Below are 18992 nucleotides of genomic sequence, written 5' to 3' on the forward strand. Positions count from 1 at the left end.
CAGATGGAAATCACTCTCTCCAAGAGTCTGTTGATCGCAGTGGTGCTTGCACCGCTGTTCGGCAGCATCATCGCCGGCCTGTTCGGTCGCCAGGTCAAGCGCTTCGGCGCGCAGACCGTCACCATCCTTGGCGTGGCCATCAGCTGCGGCCTATCGATGTACACGCTGTACCAGCTGCTGTGGGGCGGCGCGCAGCCGTTCAACCAGAACCTGTACACGTTCTTCGAAGTGGGCCAGTACTCGGCCCATGTCGGCTTCATGGTCGACAAGCTCACCGCCATGATGATGGTGGTGGTCACCTTCGTGTCGCTGCTGGTGCACATCTACACCATCGGCTACATGGAAGAGGACCCGGGCTACCAGCGCTTCTTCAGCTACATCTCGCTGTTCACCTTCTCGATGCTCACCCTGGTGATGAGCAACAACTTCCTGCAGCTGTTCTTCGGCTGGGAAGCGGTGGGCCTGGTGTCGTACCTGCTGATCGGTTTCTGGTTCAAGCGCCCGACCGCGATCTTCGCCAACATGAAGGCGTTCCTGGTCAACCGCGTCGGCGACTTCGGCTTCCTGCTGGGTATCGCCGGTGTGTTGTGGGTGTTCGGTACCCTGGACTACTCGCAGGTGTTCTCGCAGGCCGGCGCCCTGGCCAGCCCTGAAGCCAAGATGCAGATCTGGGACGGCACCCTGTTCGGCATGCAGCTGCTGAACGGCCCGGTGGTCTGGTCGATCGCCACCGTCATCTGCATCAGCCTGTTCATCGGCGCCATGGGCAAGTCGGCCCAGGTTCCGCTGCACGTGTGGCTGCCGGATTCGATGGAAGGCCCGACCCCGATTTCGGCGCTGATCCACGCCGCGACGATGGTGACCGCCGGTATCTTCATGGTCACCCGCATGTCGCCGCTGTTCGAGCTGTCGCAGACTGCGCTGAACTTCATCCTGTTCATCGGTGCCACCACGGCCTTCTTCACCGGCCTGATCGGTATCGTGCAGAACGACATCAAGCGCGTCGTCGCGTACTCCACGCTGTCGCAGCTGGGTTACATGACCGTGGCGCTGGGCGTGTCGGCTTACTCGGCCGCCGTGTTCCACCTGATGACCCACGCCTTCTTCAAGGCGCTGCTGTTCCTGGGTGCCGGTTCGGTCATCATCGCCATGCACCACGAGCAGGACATGCGCAAGATGGGCGGCCTGCGCAAGTACATGCCGATCACCTTCATCACCATGTGGATCGGTACGCTGGCCCTGGTCGGTACGCCGTTCTTCTCCGGCTTCTACTCGAAGGACACCATCATCGAGGCGGCCGAGATCCACGCCCACATGCAGCACACCTGGGTGGCCACCTACGGCTACTGGGCAGTCCTGGGTGGCGTGCTGGTCACCAGCTTCTACAGCTTCCGCCTGCTGTTCCTGACCTTCCACGGTCCGGAGCGCTTCCGTGACGCGCACCACGATGACCATGGTCACGGCCATGACGACCACCACGCCGCTGATGCGCATCATGCCGATGCCCACCATGGCGATGCCCATGACGACCACGGCCATGGCCACGGTCCGCATGAGCCGCACAAAACCCCGTGGGTGGTGACCCTGCCGCTGATCCTGCTGGCCATTCCGTCCATTGCCATCGGTTTCTTCAGCATCGGTCCGATGCTGCATGGCACCGATTGGGCCGGCCACCACGCACACGCGGCCATCAAGGGGCAGGTCAATACGTTCTTCACCGGCATCGTTGATTTCTACGATCCGGCCAAGAACACGGTCGCCTTCCTGGGTGAAGAGTTCCATGGTCCGGTCGCGTTCGCGCTGCACGGCATGATGCTGCCGCCGTTCTGGCTGACCCTGGCGGGCTTCCTGCTGGCTGCGCTGTTCTACCTGTGGAAGCCGGACCTGTCGGGCAAGGCACGCAAGACCTTCGCTCCGCTCGTGTCGGTCCTGGAAAACAAGTACGGCTTCGACAAGCTGTGGATCGATGGCTTTGCCGGTGGCAGCGTCAAGCTCGGCAAGGTGTCGCGCTGGATCGACAGCAACATCGTCGATGGCGTGGTCAATCTCTCGGCACGTGTTGTGGACGTTGCAGCCGGTGTGCTGCGTCGTACCCAATCCGGTTTCCTCTATCACTACGCCTTCGCGATGATCATCGGCCTGATTGCCCTGCTGGGCGTGCTGATGCATTACCTGCGTTGATGACCTGTACGGAATAAGAAGACGTGTCGAACTGGCCCCTACTCAGTGTCCTCATCTGGCTGCCGATCATCGGCGGTGCCCTGATCCTTGCGATCCGTGATGCGCAGACCGCCCGCTGGGCGTCGCTGGGCGTCGCGCTGCTGACCTTCGCGGCAAGCCTGCCGCTGCTGGCCGGCTACGATCCGGGCATCGATGCCCTGCAGTACGTCGAGACCCACGCGTGGATCCCGGCGTACAACATCGGCTACAACCTGGGCGTGGACGGCATTGCCGTGGCGCTGATCCTGCTGACCACTCTGGTCAGCGTGCTCGCCCTGATCGGTGCCTGGAGCGCCATCAACAAGCGCGTGAACCAGTACGTGGCCGCCTTCCTGATCCTGGAAGGCGTCACCGTCGGCATCTTCGCTGCCACCGACGCGATGCTGTTCTACGTGTTCTTCGAAGCGATGCTGATCCCGATGTTCCTGATCATCGGTGTCTGGGGCGGCCCGCGCCGCATCTACGCAGCGCTGAAGTTCTTCCTGTACACCTTCCTCGGCTCGGTGCTGATGCTGGTGGCGCTGATCTACCTGTACATGAAGGGCGGCAGCTTCCAGTTGGCCGACCTGTACGCGCTGCAGCTGTCGGCCACCGAGCAGACGTGGATCTTCTTCGCCTTCCTGATCGCCTTTGCGGTGAAGGTGCCGATGTTCCCGGTGCACACCTGGCTGCCGGACGCCCACGTGGAAGCGCCGACCGCCGGTTCGGTCATCCTGGCCGCCATCGCGCTGAAGATCGGTGGCTACGGCTTCCTGCGCTTCAACCTGCCGATCGTGCCGGACGCCTCCAACGAATGGGCCTGGCTGGTCATCGCGCTGTCGCTGATTGCCGTGATCTACGTGGGTCTGGTCGCCCTGGTGCAGGACGACATGAAGAAGCTGATCGCCTATTCGTCGATCGCGCACATGGGTTTTGTCACCCTGGGTACCTTCATTGCCCTGTGGCTGGTGCGTGAGGCCGGCAACGCCGATGCCGCCCGCCTGGGCCTGCAGGGTGCAATGGTGCAGATGATCTCGCACGGCTTCGTGTCCGGCGCGATGTTCTCCTGCGTGGGCGTGCTGTATGACCGCATGCACAGCCGCCGCATCGCCGATTACGGCGGCGTGGTGAATGTCATGCCCTGGTTCGCCACCTTCGCCATGCTGTTCTTCATGGCCAATGCCGGTCTGCCGGGCACCAGCGGTTTCGTCGGTGAATTCATGGTCATCCTGTCGGCGTTCCAGCGGAACCCGTGGATCGCCCTGGGCGCAGCCACCACCCTGATCATCGGTGCGGCTTACACCCTGTGGCTGTACAAGCGCATCTTCTTCGGTGAAGTGGCCAACAGCCACGTGGCCGAACTGAAGGACATCAACGGCCGCGAATGGCTGGTGCTGGGCGTGTTCGCCGTCGGCGTGCTGGCTCTGGGCATCTACCCCAAGCCGCTGACCGACCTGATGGAGCCCTCGATCGCCAAGCTGGCCATGCAGATCGCATCCAGCAAGCTGCTGTAATTCCAGGATTTGATGATGACCACCTCGCCGCTGCTGCCATTGACCGCCGCCGACCTGCCACCGCTCGCTCCCGAGCTGGTGCTGATCGGCAGCGCCTTCGCCCTGATGATCCTCGACCTGTTCGTCAGCAACCGGAACAAGATCGTCACCCATCTGTTCTCGCTCGCGGCGCTGGCCGTGGTGCTGTTCATGCTGGCAACCGGCGTGGGCGGGCAGGGCGAGGTGTTCCACGGCATGTTCGTGCGCGACACGGCTGCCGACGTCATGAAGACCGGTATCGTGCTGCTCAGCGGCCTGACCCTGGTCTACGGCTGGCGCTACCTGCGTGACCGCAACCTGTTCCAGGGCGAGATCCCGGTGCTGATCCTGTTCGGCACGGCCGGCATGATGATCCTGGTCTCGGCCGGCAGCCTGCTGATGGTCTACCTGGGCCTGGAACTGCTGGCCCTGTGCTCCTACGCCCTGGTCGCCAGCAACCGCGACAGCGGTCTGGCCTCGGAAGCGGCGATGAAGTACATCGTGCTGGGTTCGCTGGCCTCGGGCCTGCTGCTGTACGGCATGTCGCTGATCTACGGCGCCACCGGCAGCCTGCACCTGGACGTCATCCGTGACGCCATCCCGCACTCGGAAGAGCGCGTGCTGCTGATCACCGGTGCGGTGTTCATGATCGCCGGCGTCGCCTTCAAGCTCGGTGCCGCGCCCTTCCACATGTGGCTGCCCGACGTCTACCAGGGTGCCCCGGCCCCGATCGCGCTGTTCATCAGCTCGGCGCCGAAGCTGGCCGCGTTCGGCATGGCCTACCGCCTGCTGGAAATGGGCGTGGGTCCGCTGTCCACCGAACTGCAGCTGCTGATTGGCGGCCTGGCCGCGGTGTCGCTGGTGCTGGGCAACCTGATGGCCATCGCGCAGAGCAATCTGAAGCGCATGCTCGCGTTCTCCACCGTGTCGCACATCGGCTTCCTGCTGATGGGCATCGCCGGCGGCGGCGCGCAGGGCTACGCGGCCGCGCTGTTCTACGCACTGGCCTACGCCATCATGTCCACCGCCGCGTTCGGCGCGATCATCGCGCTGTCCCGTGCGGGCTTTGAAGCCGAGAACATCGAAGACTTCAAGGGCCTCAATGCCCGCAACCCGTGGATGGCCGGCCTGGTGCTGTGCATCATGGCGTCGCTGGCCGGCATCCCGCCGTTCCTGGGCTTCTGGACCAAGCTGGCCGTGCTGGGCGCTGCGGTGAACGGTGGCCTGCTGTGGCTGGCCATCCTCGGCGTGCTGTGCGCCGTGGTCGGCTGCTTCTACTACCTGCGCGTCATCAAGGTCATGTACTTCGATGAGCCGGTGGGCGAGGCCATGCCGCGCAGCAACGATCGCGTGCTGGGCGTGGTGCTGGGCGTGAACGCACTGGCGCTGCTGGCGCTGGGCCTGTCCTGGAACCCGATCATGGTCTGGTGCCAGAAGGCTTTTGCGCATCTTGCATAAAAGTTGACACAAAGCTGCGCGATTCGTGTAATATGCGCAGCCTGAGTTGTCACTGCAGCGGTTCAGCCAGAACATCGTTGCGGTAGCCCTCCTCGAAAGAGCAGGGCAGCAGTTCAAACACTTCCGGTGCGGGGTGGAGCAGTCTGGCAGCTCGTCGGGCTCATAACCCGAAGGTCGCAGGTTCAAATCCTGCCCCCGCTACCAACTTCATATCGGCGCCAACCGGTGTGATGAATGAGGGAAGGCTTGCATGTCTTGAAGCAATCACTCATAATTCCGCTTCTGATGCGGGGTGGAGCAGTCTGGCAGCTCGTCGGGCTCATAACCCGAAGGTCGCAGGTTCAAATCCTGCCCCCGCTACCAAGTAAAGAGATCGCCTTCGAAGTCCTGCTTCGAGGGCGTTTTTCTTTGGGGGCCGGTGGGTCCGCCGGGCATGGCCCGGCGCTACCGCCGCGCGTTGTCCCGGTAGCGCCGGGCCATGCCCGGCGAGCGCAGCGGTTGGTTTCAGGTGGCCTCCCGCCTTGCACCAGCGCGGTGCAGCCGCTATCATCAGCGGCCTAGCAGTACCCCTGAAGGCGGCCTCCCAGCGGGAGTCCGGACCCGGAAGGAGGGCCGCGGCACGCTTCCATACGGTGCTGCAACCGGAATCCAGTCACCGGAGTCTTTCCGGAAAAGGGGCCCAGCGGGCCCTTTGTCGTTTCCGGGGCGTCATGTTTTCCTGCCGGCCGTGGCCGGCACCCAACCAAGAGATCAAGGCAGGCTGTGAGCGACAAGGCAACCGACATCGCGAATCTGCTCGCCCCGACCGTTGTGTCGCTGGGCCTCGAGCTGCTGGGCGTTGAGTATCTGCCGGCCCCCGGCGGTGCGACCCTGCGCCTTTACATCGACGTGCCGCTGGCTGAACAGCCCGAGCGGATCATCAACGTGGACGACTGCGAGCGCGTCAGCCGCGAAGTGTCCGCGCAGATGGACGTGGAAGACCCGATCAGCGGCAACTACACGCTGGAAGTGTCTTCGCCGGGCGTCGATCGCCCGCTGTTCAACCTGGAGCAGTTCGGCCGTCACCTGGGCGAAATGGCCAAGGTCGTGCTGAAGCTGCCGCAGGACAACCGTCGTCGCCTGCAGGGCCGCATCGAAGCGACCGACGAGGCCGCAGATACCATCACCTTCATCGTCGACAAGACCGAAGTGGTGGTGTCGGCCGACAACATCGACAAGGCCCGGATCATGCCGGATTGGGTTGCCCTGGGCCTGGCCCCGAGCAAGCCGACTGGCCCGGCGCCGAAGCGTCCGAAGACGGACAAGAATTCTTCTTCCAACGAGCCGGCGGCAAAGAAGCCGCGCGCGGAGTGAGCCAATGAGCAAGGAACTGTTGCTGGTAGTGGACGCGGTCGCCAACGAGAAGGGCGTGCCGCGTGAAGTGATCTTCGATGCCATCGAGGCCGCCCTGGCTTCGGCAGCGAAGAAGCGCTATCCCGACGAGGAAGTGCTGACCCGCGTGGTCATCGACCACAAGGATGGCAGCTACGAAACCTACCGCCGCTGGGAAGTGGTGGCCGATGACGTGGTCATGGAATCGCCGGACCGGCAGATCCGCCTGATGGACGCCGTCGACGAAGCCGAAGGCGTGGACGTCGGCGACTACATTGAAGAGCAGATCGAAAACCCGGATTTCGGCCGTATCGCCGCCCAGGCCGCCAAGCAGGTGATCGTGCAGCGCGTGCGCGAAGCCGAGCGCCAGCAGGTGGTCGATGCGTGGAAGGACCGCGTGGGTGAGCTGATCACCGGCGTGGTCAAGCGTGCCGAGCGCGGCAACATCTATGTGGACCTGGGCGGCAACGCCGAGGGCTTCATTCCGAAGGACAAGGGCATTCCGCGCGACGTGCTGCGCGCCGGCGACCGCGTGCGCGGTTACCTGGCCGAAGTGCGTTCGGAACCGCGTGGCCCGCAGCTGTTCATCAGCCGCGCCGCGCCGGAGTTCATGATCGAGCTGTTCAAGCTGGAAGTGCCGGAAGTCGGCCAGGGCCTGGTGGAAATCAAGGCCTGCGCCCGCGATCCGGGCGACCGCGCCAAGATCGCCGTGCTGGCCCACGATACCCGTACCGATCCGATCGGTGCCTGCATCGGCATGCGTGGTTCGCGCGTGCAGGCGGTGTCCAACGAGCTCAATGGCGAGCGCGTGGACATCGTGCTGTGGAACGAGAGCCCGGCCAACTTCGTCATCAACGCCATGGCGCCGGCCGAAGTGCAGTCGATCATCGTCGATGAAGACAAGCACTCGATGGACCTGGCCGTGGCCGAAGACCGTCTGGCCCAGGCCATCGGCAAGGGCGGCCAGAACGTGCGCCTGGCCAGCCGCCTGACCGGTTGGCAGCTGAACGTGATGACCCAGGACCAGGTGACCGCCAAGTCCGAAGCCGAGCAGGCCTCGGCCCGCCAGCTGTTCATGGACAAGCTGGAAGTGGACGAGGAAATCGCCGGCATCCTGGTGACCGAAGGCTTCGGCACGGTCGAGGAAATTGCATATGTCCCGGTCGGCGAACTGCTGGCCGTGGAAGGTTTCGACGAAGACATCGTCGAAGAGCTGCGCGCTCGTGCCCGCGATGCGCTGCTCAATGAGGCCCTGGCAGTCGAAGAAGGCCTTGAAGACGGCCAGCCGGCGCAGGACCTGCTGTCCCTGAAGGGCATGGACGAAGCCATCGCGTATGCGCTGGCCGGCCACGGCGTGCGTACCAGCGAGGAGCTTTCCGACCTGGCCGCCGACGAGGTCATGGACTTCGGCATTGAAGGGCTGGACCAGGAGCGCGCCGCGGCGCTGATCCTGGCCGCGCGTGCCGAGGAGATCGCCCGACTGGAACGCGGCGAATGAGCCGGCAATGAACAGGGCCCTGAGCCGATCAGGGCGTAGAATCCGCGCCACCTCCATCTGCGGGGGGGCGCCCACAAGATCATAGGATCCGAATGTCGCAGCAAACCACCATCCGCAAGCTTGCCGAACTGGTCAATACGCCGGTCGAAAAACTGCTGGAACAGCTGGCCGGTGCCGGCATGAAGTTCAGCGGTCCGGACCAGGTCGTGACCAGCACCGAGAAGGTCAAGCTCCTGGGCTTCCTTCGTCGTTCGCATGGCAAGCCCGAGCAGGCTCCGGAAGAGACCGATCAGTCTGCAAAGAAGATCACGCTCAACCGCCGGAAACAGCAGGAAGTGACGGTCAATTCCGGTCGCAGCAAGACGACCGTGAATGTCGAGGTGCGCCAGAAGCGTACCTACGTCAAGGATGGTGCGCGCCCGATGACGCCGGACGAAGAGCGTGCCGACATCCTGCGCAAGCTGGAAGAGTCGCGCGCCCGCAACCTTGCCGAACAGCAGGCCCTGGCCGAGAAGGATCGTCTGCGCGACGAAGCCATCGTCCGTGCCCGTGAGGAAGAGGCCGCTGCCAAGGAACGCGCCGAGGCTGAGAAGAAGGCTGCCGAAGAAGCAGCGGCTGCCGCCAAGGCTGCCGAGGCGGCTGCCGCCAGCAAGCCCAAGCGCGCTCCGATCGACGAAACCGCGCCGCGCCCGCCGCGCACCCCGGCCGCCGCTCCGGCTGCGCCGCGTAGTGCGCCGCCGCCGCCGCGCAGCGACGACCGCAACAACCGCAGTGCGCCGCGCAACGAGCGTGGCCCGGGCGATCGTTTCGCCGGCCAGATGCACCTGTCGGCAGCCGATCGTGCGCGTCGTGGCAACAGCAACAACAGCAACACCCGGGGTCGCCCGGGTGGCCGCAACCAGAGCGGCGGTCGTCGTGACATGTCGCGTGGTGGCAACAATGCCGGCCCGCACGCGTTCGAGCGTCCGACCGCACCGGTGGTGCGTGAAGTGGCGATCGGCGAAACCATCACCGTGGCCGACCTGGCGCAGAAGCTCGCGCTGAAGGGCGGCGAGGTGGTGAAGGCGCTGTTCAAGATGGGCGTGATGGCCACCATCACCCAGTCCATCGACCACGACACCGCTGCGCTGGTGACCGAAGAACTCGGCCACAAGGCGATCCGTGCCAATGACAACGACGCCGAAGACGCACTGCTGGCCTCGACCGGTGAAAACCAGGGCGAAGCCGTGCAGCGTCCGCCGGTGGTCACCATCATGGGCCACGTCGACCACGGCAAGACCTCGCTGCTGGATTACATCCGCCGCACCAAGGTCGCCCACGGCGAAGCCGGCGGCATCACCCAGCACATCGGTGCGTACCACGTTGACACGCCCAAGGGCGTCATCAGCTTCCTGGATACCCCGGGCCATGCCGCGTTCACCTCGATGCGTGCCCGCGGTGCCAAGCTGACCGACATCGTGGTGCTGGTGGTGGCGGCCGACGACGGCGTCATGCCGCAGACCAAGGAAGCGATCCAGCACGCCCGTTCGGCCGGTGTGCCGCTGATCGTGGCGATCAACAAGATCGACAAGTCCGGTGCCGACCCGATGCGGGTCAAGAACGAACTGCTGTCCGAGCAGGTCGTGGCCGAAGACTTCGGTGGTGATATCCAGATGGTGGAGATCTCGGCCAAGACCGGTCTGGGCATCGACGACCTGCTGGACGCCGTGTCGGTGCAGGCCGAACTGCTGGAACTGAAGGCCGTCGACGAAGGCCGCGCCTCGGGCGTGGTGATCGAATCGTCGCTGGACAAGGGCCGTGGCCCGGTCGCTACCGTGCTGGTGCAGCAGGGCCGCCTGAAGAAGGGCGACTACCTGGTGTGCGGCATCCAGTACGGCCGCGTGCGTGCGCTGTTCGACGAAACCGGCAAGCAGCCGGAATTCGCCGGCCCGTCCATCCCGGTGCAGGTCCTGGGTCTGTCCGGCGTGCCGGAAGCCGGTGACGACTTCGTGGTGGTCGAGGACGAGCGCCTGGCCAAGGACGTTGCCCAGCAGCGTGAGACCAAGCGCCGTGAATCGCGCCTGGTGGCCACCGCTGGCAGCCGCATGGAAGACATCATGGCGACCCTGGGCAAGGGCGAGGGCCAGCAGGTCCTCAACCTGGTCATCAAGGCCGACGTGCAGGGTTCGGTGCAGGCCCTGAGCCAGGCACTGGTCGCGCTGTCCAACGAGGACATCCGCATCAACGTGATCCACTCCGGCGTGGGCGGCATCACCGAATCGGACGCCAACTCGGCGGCTGCTTCGAAGGCCACCGTCATCGGCTTCAACGTGCGTGCGGACGCTTCGGCCCGTCGCATCATCGAATCCAACGGCGTGGACCTGCGTTACTTCTCGATCATCTATGACGTGATCGACCAGGTTAAGCAGGTGGCCTCCGGTCTGCTGGGCGTGGAAATCCGCGAAGAAATCATCGGTATCGCCGAGGTCCGCGACGTGTTCCGCAGCTCCAAGCTGGGTGCCGTGGCCGGCTCGATGGTCATCGAGGGCGTGGTCAAGCGCAACAAGCCGATCCGCGTGCTGCGCGACAGCGTGGTCATCTTCGAGGGCGAGCTGGAATCGCTGCGTCGCTTCAAGGAGAACGTCGAGGAAGTCCGCAACGGTACCGAATGCGGTATCGCGGTGAAGGCCTACAACGACGTCAAGCCGGGTGACCAGATCGAGTGCTTCGAGCGTATCGAAGTGCCGCGCACCCTGTAATGCTGTAACGGGCCGGCCCCCGCGGGCCGGTCCGCCACCCCGGTGGGGCCCGAACCTGGTCGGGTTGCCTCCCTGGTAGGGCCCGACCTTGGTCGGGTTACCATCCCTGATAGGGCCCGACCTTGGTCGGGTCACCATCCCTGGTAGGGCCCGACCTTGGTCGGGTCAGCATCCCTGGTAGGGCCCGACCTTGGTCGGGTCACATTCAAATCAAGAGCCTCACGCGTGCCCAAGACTTTCCATCGAACCGACCGTGTCTCCGCCCAGCTGCGCCGTGAACTCGGCACCCTGGTGCACAACGCCGTGCGCGAGCATGGGTTGCCATCGGTGAGCGTGTCCGACGTGGAAATCACCCGCGACATGGCCCATGCGAAGGTGTTTGTCACCGCGCTGATGCCGGAACGCTCGGCCGAGGCCGTCAAGGGCCTGAAGGAACTGGGTTACCGCCTGCGCATGGACCTGGCCCGTGCAATGAAGCTGCGTCATGTGCCCGAGCTGCATTTCCACTACGACGATTCGGTCGATCGTGGTGAGCACATCGACAACCTGTTGCGCGACCTGCCCGATACGCTGGCCGCCGAGAAGCGTCGCGAGAGCGACGAAGAATAATCGCGCGACGCCGGGCCTGCCCGGCGTTGTTGCATTCCCGCTGCGCGGTGTCTGCTGCAGGCAGCGCTGCGGCAGTCGAGCATGGCTCGACTCTACGAAATCCTGTCATGACCCGAATTCAGTTCCGCCGCCTGGATGGCATCCTGCTGCTCGACAAGTCGACCGGCATGAGCTCCAACGCCGCCCTGCAGGTGGCACGCCGCCTGTTCCGCGCAGAGAAGGGCGGCCACACCGGCAGCCTCGACCCGTTGGCGACCGGCCTGCTGCCGCTGTGCTTTGGCGAAGCGACCAAGATCGCCGGCCTGCTGCTCGGCTCGGCCAAGGCGTATGACGCCGAGATCGTGCTCGGCCAGACCACCGATACCGATGATGCCGAAGGCCAGGTGCTGCTGCAGCGCCCGGTGCCGGCCATCAGCGCAGACGCCCTGCAGGCTGCGCTGGCCCCCCTTACCGGCAGCATCCGCCAGCGCGCACCGATCTATTCGGCGCTGAAGCAGGGCGGTGAACCGTTGTATGTGAAGGCCCGCCGCGGCGAGGCCATCGAGGCCCCGGAGCGTGAGGTCCAGGTGCATGCCATCGAGGTGCTGGAGCAGCAGGACGAGCGCCTGCGCCTGCGCGTGACCTGCGGCTCGGGCACCTACATCCGCAGCCTGGCCCGCGATCTGGGCGAGGCGCTGGGCTGTGGCGCGCACATCAGCGCGCTGCGGCGGCTGTGGGTCGAACCGTTCCGGGCGCCGGCCATGGTGACCCTGGACCAGCTGCGGGCGATGGTCGAGGCCGGCGACGAGGCCGGCATGGACGCGCTGCTGCTGCCGCTGGCGGCGGGCCTGGCCGAATACCCGCGGGTCGAACTGGACGCCGACCAGGCGCACCGCTTCTGCGTGGGCCAGCGCCAGCGCGATGTCGGCTGGCCGCACGGTCTGGTGGCGGTGTTCGGGCCTGACGGCATCCCGCAGGGCCTGGGCCAGGTCGATGACGGTGGCCTGCTGGCCCCGCAGCGGCGCTTCAACCTCTGACCGGACCGGGCCGCATTCAGCCCGGGTCCTTGTTCCGCCGGGCCCTGACCGTTACAATTTCGCGGCCGTTTTCCGGCAGCCTGCCCCGGCAGGTTTCATCCTCGTAGTCCACGGCGAGCCTGGCGGTGCGCGAAGCGCGTTCCTGCCGGCCACGCATCACAGAGAAAAAAGAAATGTCGATCGACACCCAGAAGGTCATTGAAGACAACAAGCGCAGCTCGGCTGACACCGGCTCCCCGGAAGTGCAGGTCGCCCTGCTGACCGCCCGCATCGAGCTGCTGACCGGCCACTTCAAGACCCACAAGAAGGACCACCACAGCCGCCGCGGCCTGCTGCAGATGGTCAACCGCCGTCGCAGCCTGCTCGACTACCTGAAGAAGAAGGACGTCGAGCGTTACAAGGCCCTGATTGAAAAGCTTGGCCTGCGTCGCTAAGCAACGAATCCCCCGCGGCGCAGCGATGCGCCGCGGTTTTGTTTTGTAGCACCGTAATCCCCGATTCAGGCCGGAACGATCCGGCCACCCGCAGGCGGCAAGGGTCGCCGACGGTCCAACTCGCAGACAGCATCCCCAAGGACACCCTCCGTGGCAAAAATCACCAAAACCTTCCAGTACGGCAAGCACACCGTCACGCTTGAGACCGGCGAAGTCGCCCGTCAGGCCAGCGGTGCCGTCATCGTCAAGATGGACGACACCGTACTGCTGGTCACCGCCGTCGCCGCCAAGAGCGCGCGCGAAGGCCAGGACTTCTTCCCGCTGACCGTCGATTATCAGGAAAAGTTCTACGCCGGCGGCCGTATCCCGGGTGGTTTCTTCAAGCGTGAAGGCCGTGCGACCGAGAAGGAAACCCTGATCTCGCGCCTGATCGACCGTCCGATCCGTCCGCTGTTCCCGGAAGACTACAAGAACGAAGTGCAGATCATCGCCACGGTCATGTCGCTGAACCCGGACGTGGACGGCGACATCCCGGCCCTGATCGGCGCCTCGGCTGCCCTGGCCCTGGCCGGCACCCCGTTCATGGGTCCGATCGGCGCTGCCAAGGTCGGCTACAAGAACGGCGAGTACATCCTGAACCCGACCGTCAGCGAACTGGCTGACTCGCAGCTGGAACTGGTCGTCGCCGGTACCTCCAACGCCGTGCTGATGGTCGAATCCGAAGCCGCGCTGCTGTCCGAAGAAGTGATGCTGGGCGCCGTGACCTTCGGTCACCGCGAAATGCAGAAGGTCATCAACGCGATCAACGAGCTGACCGTCGAAGCCGGCACCAAGCCGTCGACCTGGGAAGCCCCGGCCAAGAACGACGTGCTGATCGGCGCCCTGAAGGAAGCCATCGGCCCGCGCCTGGGCGAAGCCTTCCAGGTGCGCGACAAGCTGCAGCGCCGTGACGCCATCTCGGCGATCAAGAAGGACGTGGTCGAAAGCCTGGCTGGCCGCGTGGCCGCCGAAGGCTGGAACCCGGCTGAGCTGTCGAAGGAATTCGGCGAGCTGGAATACCGCACCATGCGTGACTCGGTGCTGGACACCAAGGTCCGCATCGACGGCCGTGCGCTGGACACCGTCCGCCCGATCGCCGTGAAGACCGGCGTGCTGCCGCGTACCCACGGTTCCTCGCTGTTCACCCGCGGCGAAACCCAGGCCATCGTGACCATCACCCTGGGCACCGCCCGTGACGGCCAGGTCATCGACGCCGTTGCCGGTGAGTACAAGGAAAACTTCCTGTTCCACTACAACTTCCCTCCGTTCTCGGTGGGTGAGTGCGGCCGCATGATGGGCCCGAAGCGCCGCGAAATCGGCCACGGTCGCCTGGCCAAGCGCGGCGTGCTGGCTGTCATGCCGTCGCTGGAAGCCTTCCCGTACACCATCCGCGTCGTCTCGGAAATCACCGAGTCGAACGGTTCCTCGTCGATGGCTTCGGTCTGCGGCTCGTCGCTGGCCCTGATGGACGCCGGCGTGCCGGTGAAGGCGCCGGTGGCCGGTATCGCCATGGGTCTGGTCAAGGAAGGCGATCGCTTCGTCGTCCTGTCCGACATCCTGGGTGACGAAGATCACCTGGGCGACATGGACTTCAAGGTGGCCGGTACCGCTGAGGGCATCTCCGCCCTGCAGATGGACATCAAGATCGAAGGCATCACCGAAGAGATCATGAAGCAGGCACTGCAGCAGGCCAAGGCTGGCCGTCTGCACATCCTGGGCGAAATGGCCCACGGCCTGACCGCGCCGCGCGAAGAGCTGTCGGACTACGCGCCGCGCCTGCTGACCATCAAGATCCACCCGGACAAGATCCGCGAAGTGATCGGCAAGGGTGGTTCGACCATCCAGGCCATCACCAAGGAAACCGGCACCCAGATCGACATCCAGGATGACGGCACCATCGTCATCGCTTCGGTCAACGCCATCGCTGCCCAGGCCGCCAAGGCCCGCATCGAGCAGATCACCTCGGACGTCGAGCCGGGCCGCATCTACGAAGGCAAGGTCGCCAAGATCATGGACTTCGGTGCGTTCGTCACCATCCTGCCGGGCAAGGACGGCCTGGTGCACGTGTCGCAGATCTCCAGCGACCGCGTCGAGAAGGTCGGCGACGTGCTGAAGGAAGGCGATGTGGTCAAGGTCAAGGTGCTGGAAGTCGACAAGCAGGGCCGTATCCGCCTGTCGATGAAGGCCGTTGAAGAAGGCGAAGGCGCCAGCGCCGAGTAATCGGCCTCCGGCCGATTACGGTAGGTGTCAACCTTGGTTGACACGCTTCTGGAATCGCTGAAATGAAAAAGCGGGCTTCGGCCCGCTTTTTCTTTGCCTGCGCTCCGCCCCCGGTCTTGCCGCTATGCTGCGGCCATGGACACCCTGCGCCTGCTCGACCTGCAGATCGATCGCCCGTCGCAACGGGTCCGTCGCGACGGTGAGACCTTGCCCGTCAGCGGCCTGAGCTGGACGCTGTTGGACGTGCTGCTTGCCCACGGCACGGATGTCGTGGATTTCGACACCCTGGCCGCCCAGGTCTGGGCGCCGGCGGTCGTGGGCGAAGACGCGATCAGCCAACGGGTAAAGCTGCTCCGCCAGGCGCTGGGTGACGACGGCCGCAACCCGCGCTACATCCGTTCGGTGCGCGGGCGCGGTTACCAGTTGTGTGCGCCGCCGCTACCGGTCGCGGCCCCCGCGCCCGGATCACGCAGGGGCCGCTGGACCGCGCTGGCTGCGTCGGTGGCCGTGCTGCTGGGCGTCGGCGCCACGCTGATGTTGTGGCCGCAGCCAGCTCCGCCGGGCGCAGCGCAGTCATTGCTGCAGCGTGCCGACTATTACGCCAGCATCGGCCAAGCCAGCAACAACGAACGGGCGATCAGCCTGTACCGGCAGGCATTGCAGACCGACCCGGAATCCGTGCTGGCCCGGCGGGGTCTGTCACGCGCCCTGTCGGCGCAGGGGTGTCTGTTCAATGGCAGCCCTGTGCAGATGAAAGAGGCGCTGGCATTGGCGGAGCAGGAGCGCCAGCGCGCACCGGGTGAATCCGCCGCGCATGCCTTGTGGGGTTACGCCCACGATTGCCTGGGCGACATGCACCAGGCCATGGCCGGCTACCGTCGTGCCATCGCGCTGGACCCCAGCGACGAGCGCAGCCGCGCGTCATTGGCCTATCTGCAGCAGGAGCGCGGCGAGCTGGCCAGTGCACTGCGCGAGAACCTGTCGCTGAAGGCGCCTGAGCGTGTGCGCTTCCGTGACGTGCAGGTTGCGCGTGAGCTGGAACTGCTTGGCTTCACCCAGGTAGCTGCACAGCGCCACGCCCGCAGCTTCCAGCTGTACCCGGACAATGTGTTCTCCAACATCGCCTGGCCGCGCAGCCTGTACCTGGCAGGGGCGCCGCAGCAGGCGCGGCAGGCGCTGGACGAAGCCCTGGCACGTGGCACGCCGCATCCGCAGCTGAGGCGCCTGCAGGGCGAGCTTGCGCTGTTGGCAGGCGACCGGGCGGCGGCAGCCGAGGCCTTCGAACGGGGCCGGCAACTGCGGCCGCAACAGTCGCTTGGCCAGACCCTGGCGGCCCTGCATGGCGAGCAACCGGTGCAGGCCGCATGGATCAACCAGCGCCTGCAGCAGCTGAGTGCTGAAGCAGGTGCCGGGGATGGCTGGCCCGATGCGGCCATCGAACGGGCCTTGCTGCTGCAGGCGCAGGGCCGGGCCGATGACGCGGTGGCGGCGCTGCAGCAGGCCGTCGAGGGTGGCTTCCGCGACGCGGCGTGGTTGCGTGCGACGCCCTTGTTCGTGCCCCTGCGAAGCGCGCCGGCCTGGCCGGCACTGTTGGACCGTCTTGATGCCGACATCGCCGGCCAGCGCGCGCAGGTGCTGGCCGCCGGCTGGCGGCCGGAAGATGTGGCCAGCCTCAGTCCAGCGCCGGCAGCAGGAACTCGGTAAGGATGCGCCGCGACTGCGGGTGGGCGAAGCTGCGGTTGAACGCCTGGCTGGTGACCACCGCGACCGCCCGTAGTTCGGGCAGCACGAACACATAGTTGCCCCCGTTGCCGGACATCGCCCAAACGGTGCGCGATGAACCCCGCACTTCCAGTTTCAGGCCCCACCACTGGTAACCGTAATCGCTGCCATCGGCAGTGGCCGCTTGTGCCTGCACCATCGCCTCGATGTAGTCCTGCGGGACCAGTTGCTGGCCTTGCCAACGGCCCTGGTCGAGTACCAGTTGTCCAAACCGTGCCAGATCGCGGCTGCGGTAGCGGGTGCCGCCGCCGCCCATGCCGATGCCTTCGGGCGAACGGTTCCAGTGCCGCTCGGTGATCCCCAGCGGGCGCTCCAGCGCCGTGGCGGCGAAGTCGGCCAACGGCTGGCCCGTCGCCTGCTCGAGCAGGGCGCCGAGCACGAAGGTGTTGGCGGTGCAGTAGGCGAATGCGCGGCCATGTGGGCTGTCCTGCGGTCGCTGCATCCAGGGGGCAAACCCCTTCACTGGCAGGCCCAGTGCAAAGTCCAGCCAGCGCTCGCCGACATACATGCGCTCCTCGTTGCCGGCCGAGAATGGATTCTCGTCATCACATTCCCACAGGCTGCTCATGGTCAGCAGATCCTGCACGGTCGTGGCGCGCAGGCGAGGATCAACGGTGTGCCGGGCGGTGTAGGTGGGGAAGTAGTCGTACACGCGGGCCTGGACCCCCGGAAGCCGATGCTGGCCGATGGCGGCACCCACCAGCAGTGCGGTCACGCTCTTGCTGGCCGAGCGCACGTCATGCAGGGTCTGCGCGTCGGCGCCGTTGAAGTAGCCCTCGTAGACCACCTTGCCGTCGACCTGCAGCAGCACGCTGCGGATCTGCTTGAGTTCATCGCTGGCGATGGCCTGTTCCAGCGCCTTCAGGCGCGCCGTATCCAATGGCGCGGCGGTGCAGGGCAGGGTGGTGCACAGCAGCAGGATGAGGGGGGTGATCGTACGCATCGGCAAGGCTCCGCTGAAAGGAGCCCTGATTCGGCCAGAGCGCCGTCTGAAGTGCTGGAAATCCGGCTGAAGAATTCTGAAGGCCTTGTGTGGCAAGCCTCTGCAGGTAGCGCCGGGCTTGCTCGACTGATGGACGCAGAAGCAGTCGAGCAAGCTCGACTCTACTCTTCTTCCCCCAGCCACCAGACCTGGCCCGGCTCGGGATCGCTCAGCGGATGCTCGCGCTGTTCGATCGCCTCCAGGACCCGTCCCGGTGCCGCCGCGACCCAGGTCGCCAGCAGCTTCTCGACCGCCGCCCGGCCCTGCGCGGCGATGCCCAGATCGCGCGCGCGCGTCCAGGTGCCGTCCGCGGCGGCCTGTGCCTCGCCGTCATGCTGGTGCGGGGTGCCATAACTGCAGCGACGGCACAGCCGGCGGATGTTGGCGGTCCAATCCTCGACCATGCCGATGCCGGGCAGGGTCAGCGCCTGCAGGGCAGCGATGTCAGCGGCGGAATCGCACTGTACGAACACGGTGAAGGTCGCCATGTCGGAACGGTGCAGGCGCTGCATCGCATTGAACACCGGCACCTCGTCTCCACTGTAGGTGCGATGGCCGGTCGACGCACCGTCATGCAGCACGATGTCGCCGAAGCGGAAGCCGCTTTCCGGCAGTGGCACGTTGTCGATGCGTGCACGCACCGGATCGATGCGCGTCATGTACACCACTTCGGCGTCCGACCAAGGCGCCAGGCGTACGCAGGCCACGCCGAAGTTGCCTTCGATCGGGCCTTCGCCTTCCGGCAGGGTGATGCCACAGCGGTTCCACTGCCGGCGTGCTTCGGCCCAGTCGCCGGCGCCGGTCGCGGCAATAGCGGCATTCCACGCAGTGGCTTCGTCAAACGCATCGCGCCGTTGTTCCGACTGCAGGTTGTCGCGCAGCGACGCGTGCCAGTCACGCAGGTATTTGTGGGCCAATCCGCGCATGTAGTGCAGATGGGGAATCTCGGGCGTCTGTTCGACGAGTTCGCCGAACAGGCTGGCTGCATCGCGCAGGTCGCCGTCGTCGAACGCGGCATAGGCACGCGCTTCCAGTGCCTGCAGCTTTTCCAGCGTCTGCTCGTCCAGCAGTTCGTCGTCTGCGTTGTGTTCTGCGGTCATGTCCATGTGCCGTT

At 65.5% G+C, this 18992-nt stretch carries 13 protein-coding genes and 2 tRNA genes; 13 read left to right on the plus strand and 2 right to left on the minus strand.

The window, feature by feature from the left end:
• Positions 1 to 3 precede the first annotated feature (3 nt).
• From nuoL to AC06FA_RS13495, 13 genes are all read left to right on the plus strand, one after another.
• Positions 4 to 2181, plus strand: coding sequence for an NADH-quinone oxidoreductase subunit L (gene nuoL / locus AC06FA_RS13435; protein WP_478068737.1), 2178 nt, complete (start codon positions 4 to 6; stop codon positions 2179 to 2181).
• Positions 2182 to 2204: 23 nt separating this feature from the next.
• Positions 2205 to 3713 (plus strand): NADH-quinone oxidoreductase subunit M, encoded by a 1509-nt coding sequence (locus tag AC06FA_RS13440; RefSeq protein ID WP_478068738.1) that lies wholly within the window; start codon positions 2205 to 2207, stop codon positions 3711 to 3713.
• A 15-nt stretch (positions 3714 to 3728) separates the two neighbouring features.
• The gene (gene nuoN, locus AC06FA_RS13445) at positions 3729 to 5189 is read left to right on the plus strand and encodes an NADH-quinone oxidoreductase subunit NuoN (protein ID WP_478068739.1); all 1461 of its coding nucleotides are present in this window, start codon (positions 3729 to 3731) and stop codon (positions 5187 to 5189) included.
• A gap of 127 nt (positions 5190 to 5316) precedes the next feature.
• Positions 5317 to 5393, plus strand: a tRNA-Met gene (locus AC06FA_RS13450).
• Positions 5394 to 5475: 82 nt separating this feature from the next.
• Positions 5476 to 5552 (plus strand) — tRNA-Met (locus tag AC06FA_RS13455).
• Between the two features lie 399 nt (positions 5553 to 5951).
• On the plus strand, positions 5952 to 6542 hold the full coding sequence (gene rimP / locus AC06FA_RS13460) for a ribosome maturation factor RimP (protein ID WP_108753687.1): 591 nt from the start codon (positions 5952 to 5954) through the stop codon (positions 6540 to 6542).
• 4 nt (positions 6543 to 6546) lie between these two features.
• Positions 6547 to 8058, plus strand: coding sequence for a transcription termination factor NusA (gene nusA, locus AC06FA_RS13465; protein WP_478068740.1), 1512 nt, complete (start codon positions 6547 to 6549; stop codon positions 8056 to 8058).
• Positions 8059 to 8150: 92 nt separating this feature from the next.
• Positions 8151 to 10796: a translation initiation factor IF-2 gene (gene infB / locus AC06FA_RS13470; protein WP_478068741.1), complete on the plus strand. Its 2646-nt coding sequence runs from the start codon at positions 8151 to 8153 to the stop codon at positions 10794 to 10796.
• Positions 10797 to 11021: 225 nt separating this feature from the next.
• Positions 11022 to 11405: a 30S ribosome-binding factor RbfA gene (gene rbfA, locus AC06FA_RS13475; protein ID WP_312708167.1), complete on the plus strand. Its 384-nt coding sequence runs from the start codon at positions 11022 to 11024 to the stop codon at positions 11403 to 11405.
• 107 nt (positions 11406 to 11512) lie between these two features.
• Entirely contained in the window at positions 11513 to 12421 is a 909-nt protein-coding gene (gene truB, locus AC06FA_RS13480) for a tRNA pseudouridine(55) synthase TruB (protein WP_478068742.1), read from the plus strand.
• A 173-nt stretch (positions 12422 to 12594) separates the two neighbouring features.
• The gene (gene rpsO / locus AC06FA_RS13485) at positions 12595 to 12855 is read left to right on the plus strand and encodes a 30S ribosomal protein S15 (protein WP_005410445.1); all 261 of its coding nucleotides are present in this window, start codon (positions 12595 to 12597) and stop codon (positions 12853 to 12855) included.
• 150 nt (positions 12856 to 13005) lie between these two features.
• The gene (gene pnp, locus AC06FA_RS13490) at positions 13006 to 15114 is read left to right on the plus strand and encodes a polyribonucleotide nucleotidyltransferase (RefSeq protein ID WP_108750207.1); all 2109 of its coding nucleotides are present in this window, start codon (positions 13006 to 13008) and stop codon (positions 15112 to 15114) included.
• A gap of 135 nt (positions 15115 to 15249) precedes the next feature.
• A complete protein-coding gene (locus AC06FA_RS13495) occupies positions 15250 to 16818 on the plus strand; it encodes a winged helix-turn-helix domain-containing protein (protein ID WP_478068743.1) in 1569 nt (522 codons plus the stop codon).
• Here AC06FA_RS13495 and AC06FA_RS13500 read toward each other — a convergent pair.
• Positions 16787 to 17839: a serine hydrolase domain-containing protein gene (locus AC06FA_RS13500; RefSeq protein WP_478068744.1), complete on the minus strand. Its 1053-nt coding sequence runs from the start codon at positions 17837 to 17839 to the stop codon at positions 16787 to 16789. The genes AC06FA_RS13495 and AC06FA_RS13500 overlap by 32 nt on opposite strands.
• A gap of 161 nt (positions 17840 to 18000) precedes the next feature.
• Positions 18001 to 18978, minus strand: a complete 978-nt coding sequence (locus AC06FA_RS13505; RefSeq protein ID WP_478068745.1) for a hypothetical protein — start codon at positions 18976 to 18978, stop codon at positions 18001 to 18003.
• Between the last annotated feature and the right edge of the window lie 14 nt (positions 18979 to 18992).

The sequence above is a fragment of the Stenotrophomonas sp. Steno-C17 genome (assembly GCF_056393165.1).

What these genes read in the sequence shown, in the direction of transcription:
- nuoL (WP_478068737.1), top strand. Translation starts at nt 4, where the DNA reads ATGGAAATCACTCTCTCCAAGAGTCTGTTGATCGCAGTGGTGCTTGCA.
- nuoN (WP_478068739.1), top strand. Translation starts at nt 3,729, where the DNA reads ATGACCACCTCGCCGCTGCTGCCATTGACCGCCGCCGACCTGCCACCG.
- nusA (WP_478068740.1), top strand. Translation starts at nt 6,547, where the DNA reads ATGAGCAAGGAACTGTTGCTGGTAGTGGACGCGGTCGCCAACGAGAAG.
- infB (WP_478068741.1), top strand. Translation starts at nt 8,151, where the DNA reads ATGTCGCAGCAAACCACCATCCGCAAGCTTGCCGAACTGGTCAATACG.
- truB (WP_478068742.1), top strand. Translation starts at nt 11,513, where the DNA reads ATGACCCGAATTCAGTTCCGCCGCCTGGATGGCATCCTGCTGCTCGAC.
- rpsO (WP_005410445.1), top strand. Translation starts at nt 12,595, where the DNA reads ATGTCGATCGACACCCAGAAGGTCATTGAAGACAACAAGCGCAGCTCG.
- AC06FA_RS13495 (WP_478068743.1), top strand. Translation starts at nt 15,250, where the DNA reads ATGGACACCCTGCGCCTGCTCGACCTGCAGATCGATCGCCCGTCGCAA.
- AC06FA_RS13500 (WP_478068744.1), bottom strand. Translation starts at nt 17,839, where the DNA reads ATGCGTACGATCACCCCCCTCATCCTGCTGCTGTGCACCACCCTGCCC.
- AC06FA_RS13505 (WP_478068745.1), bottom strand. Translation starts at nt 18,978, where the DNA reads ATGACCGCAGAACACAACGCAGACGACGAACTGCTGGACGAGCAGACG.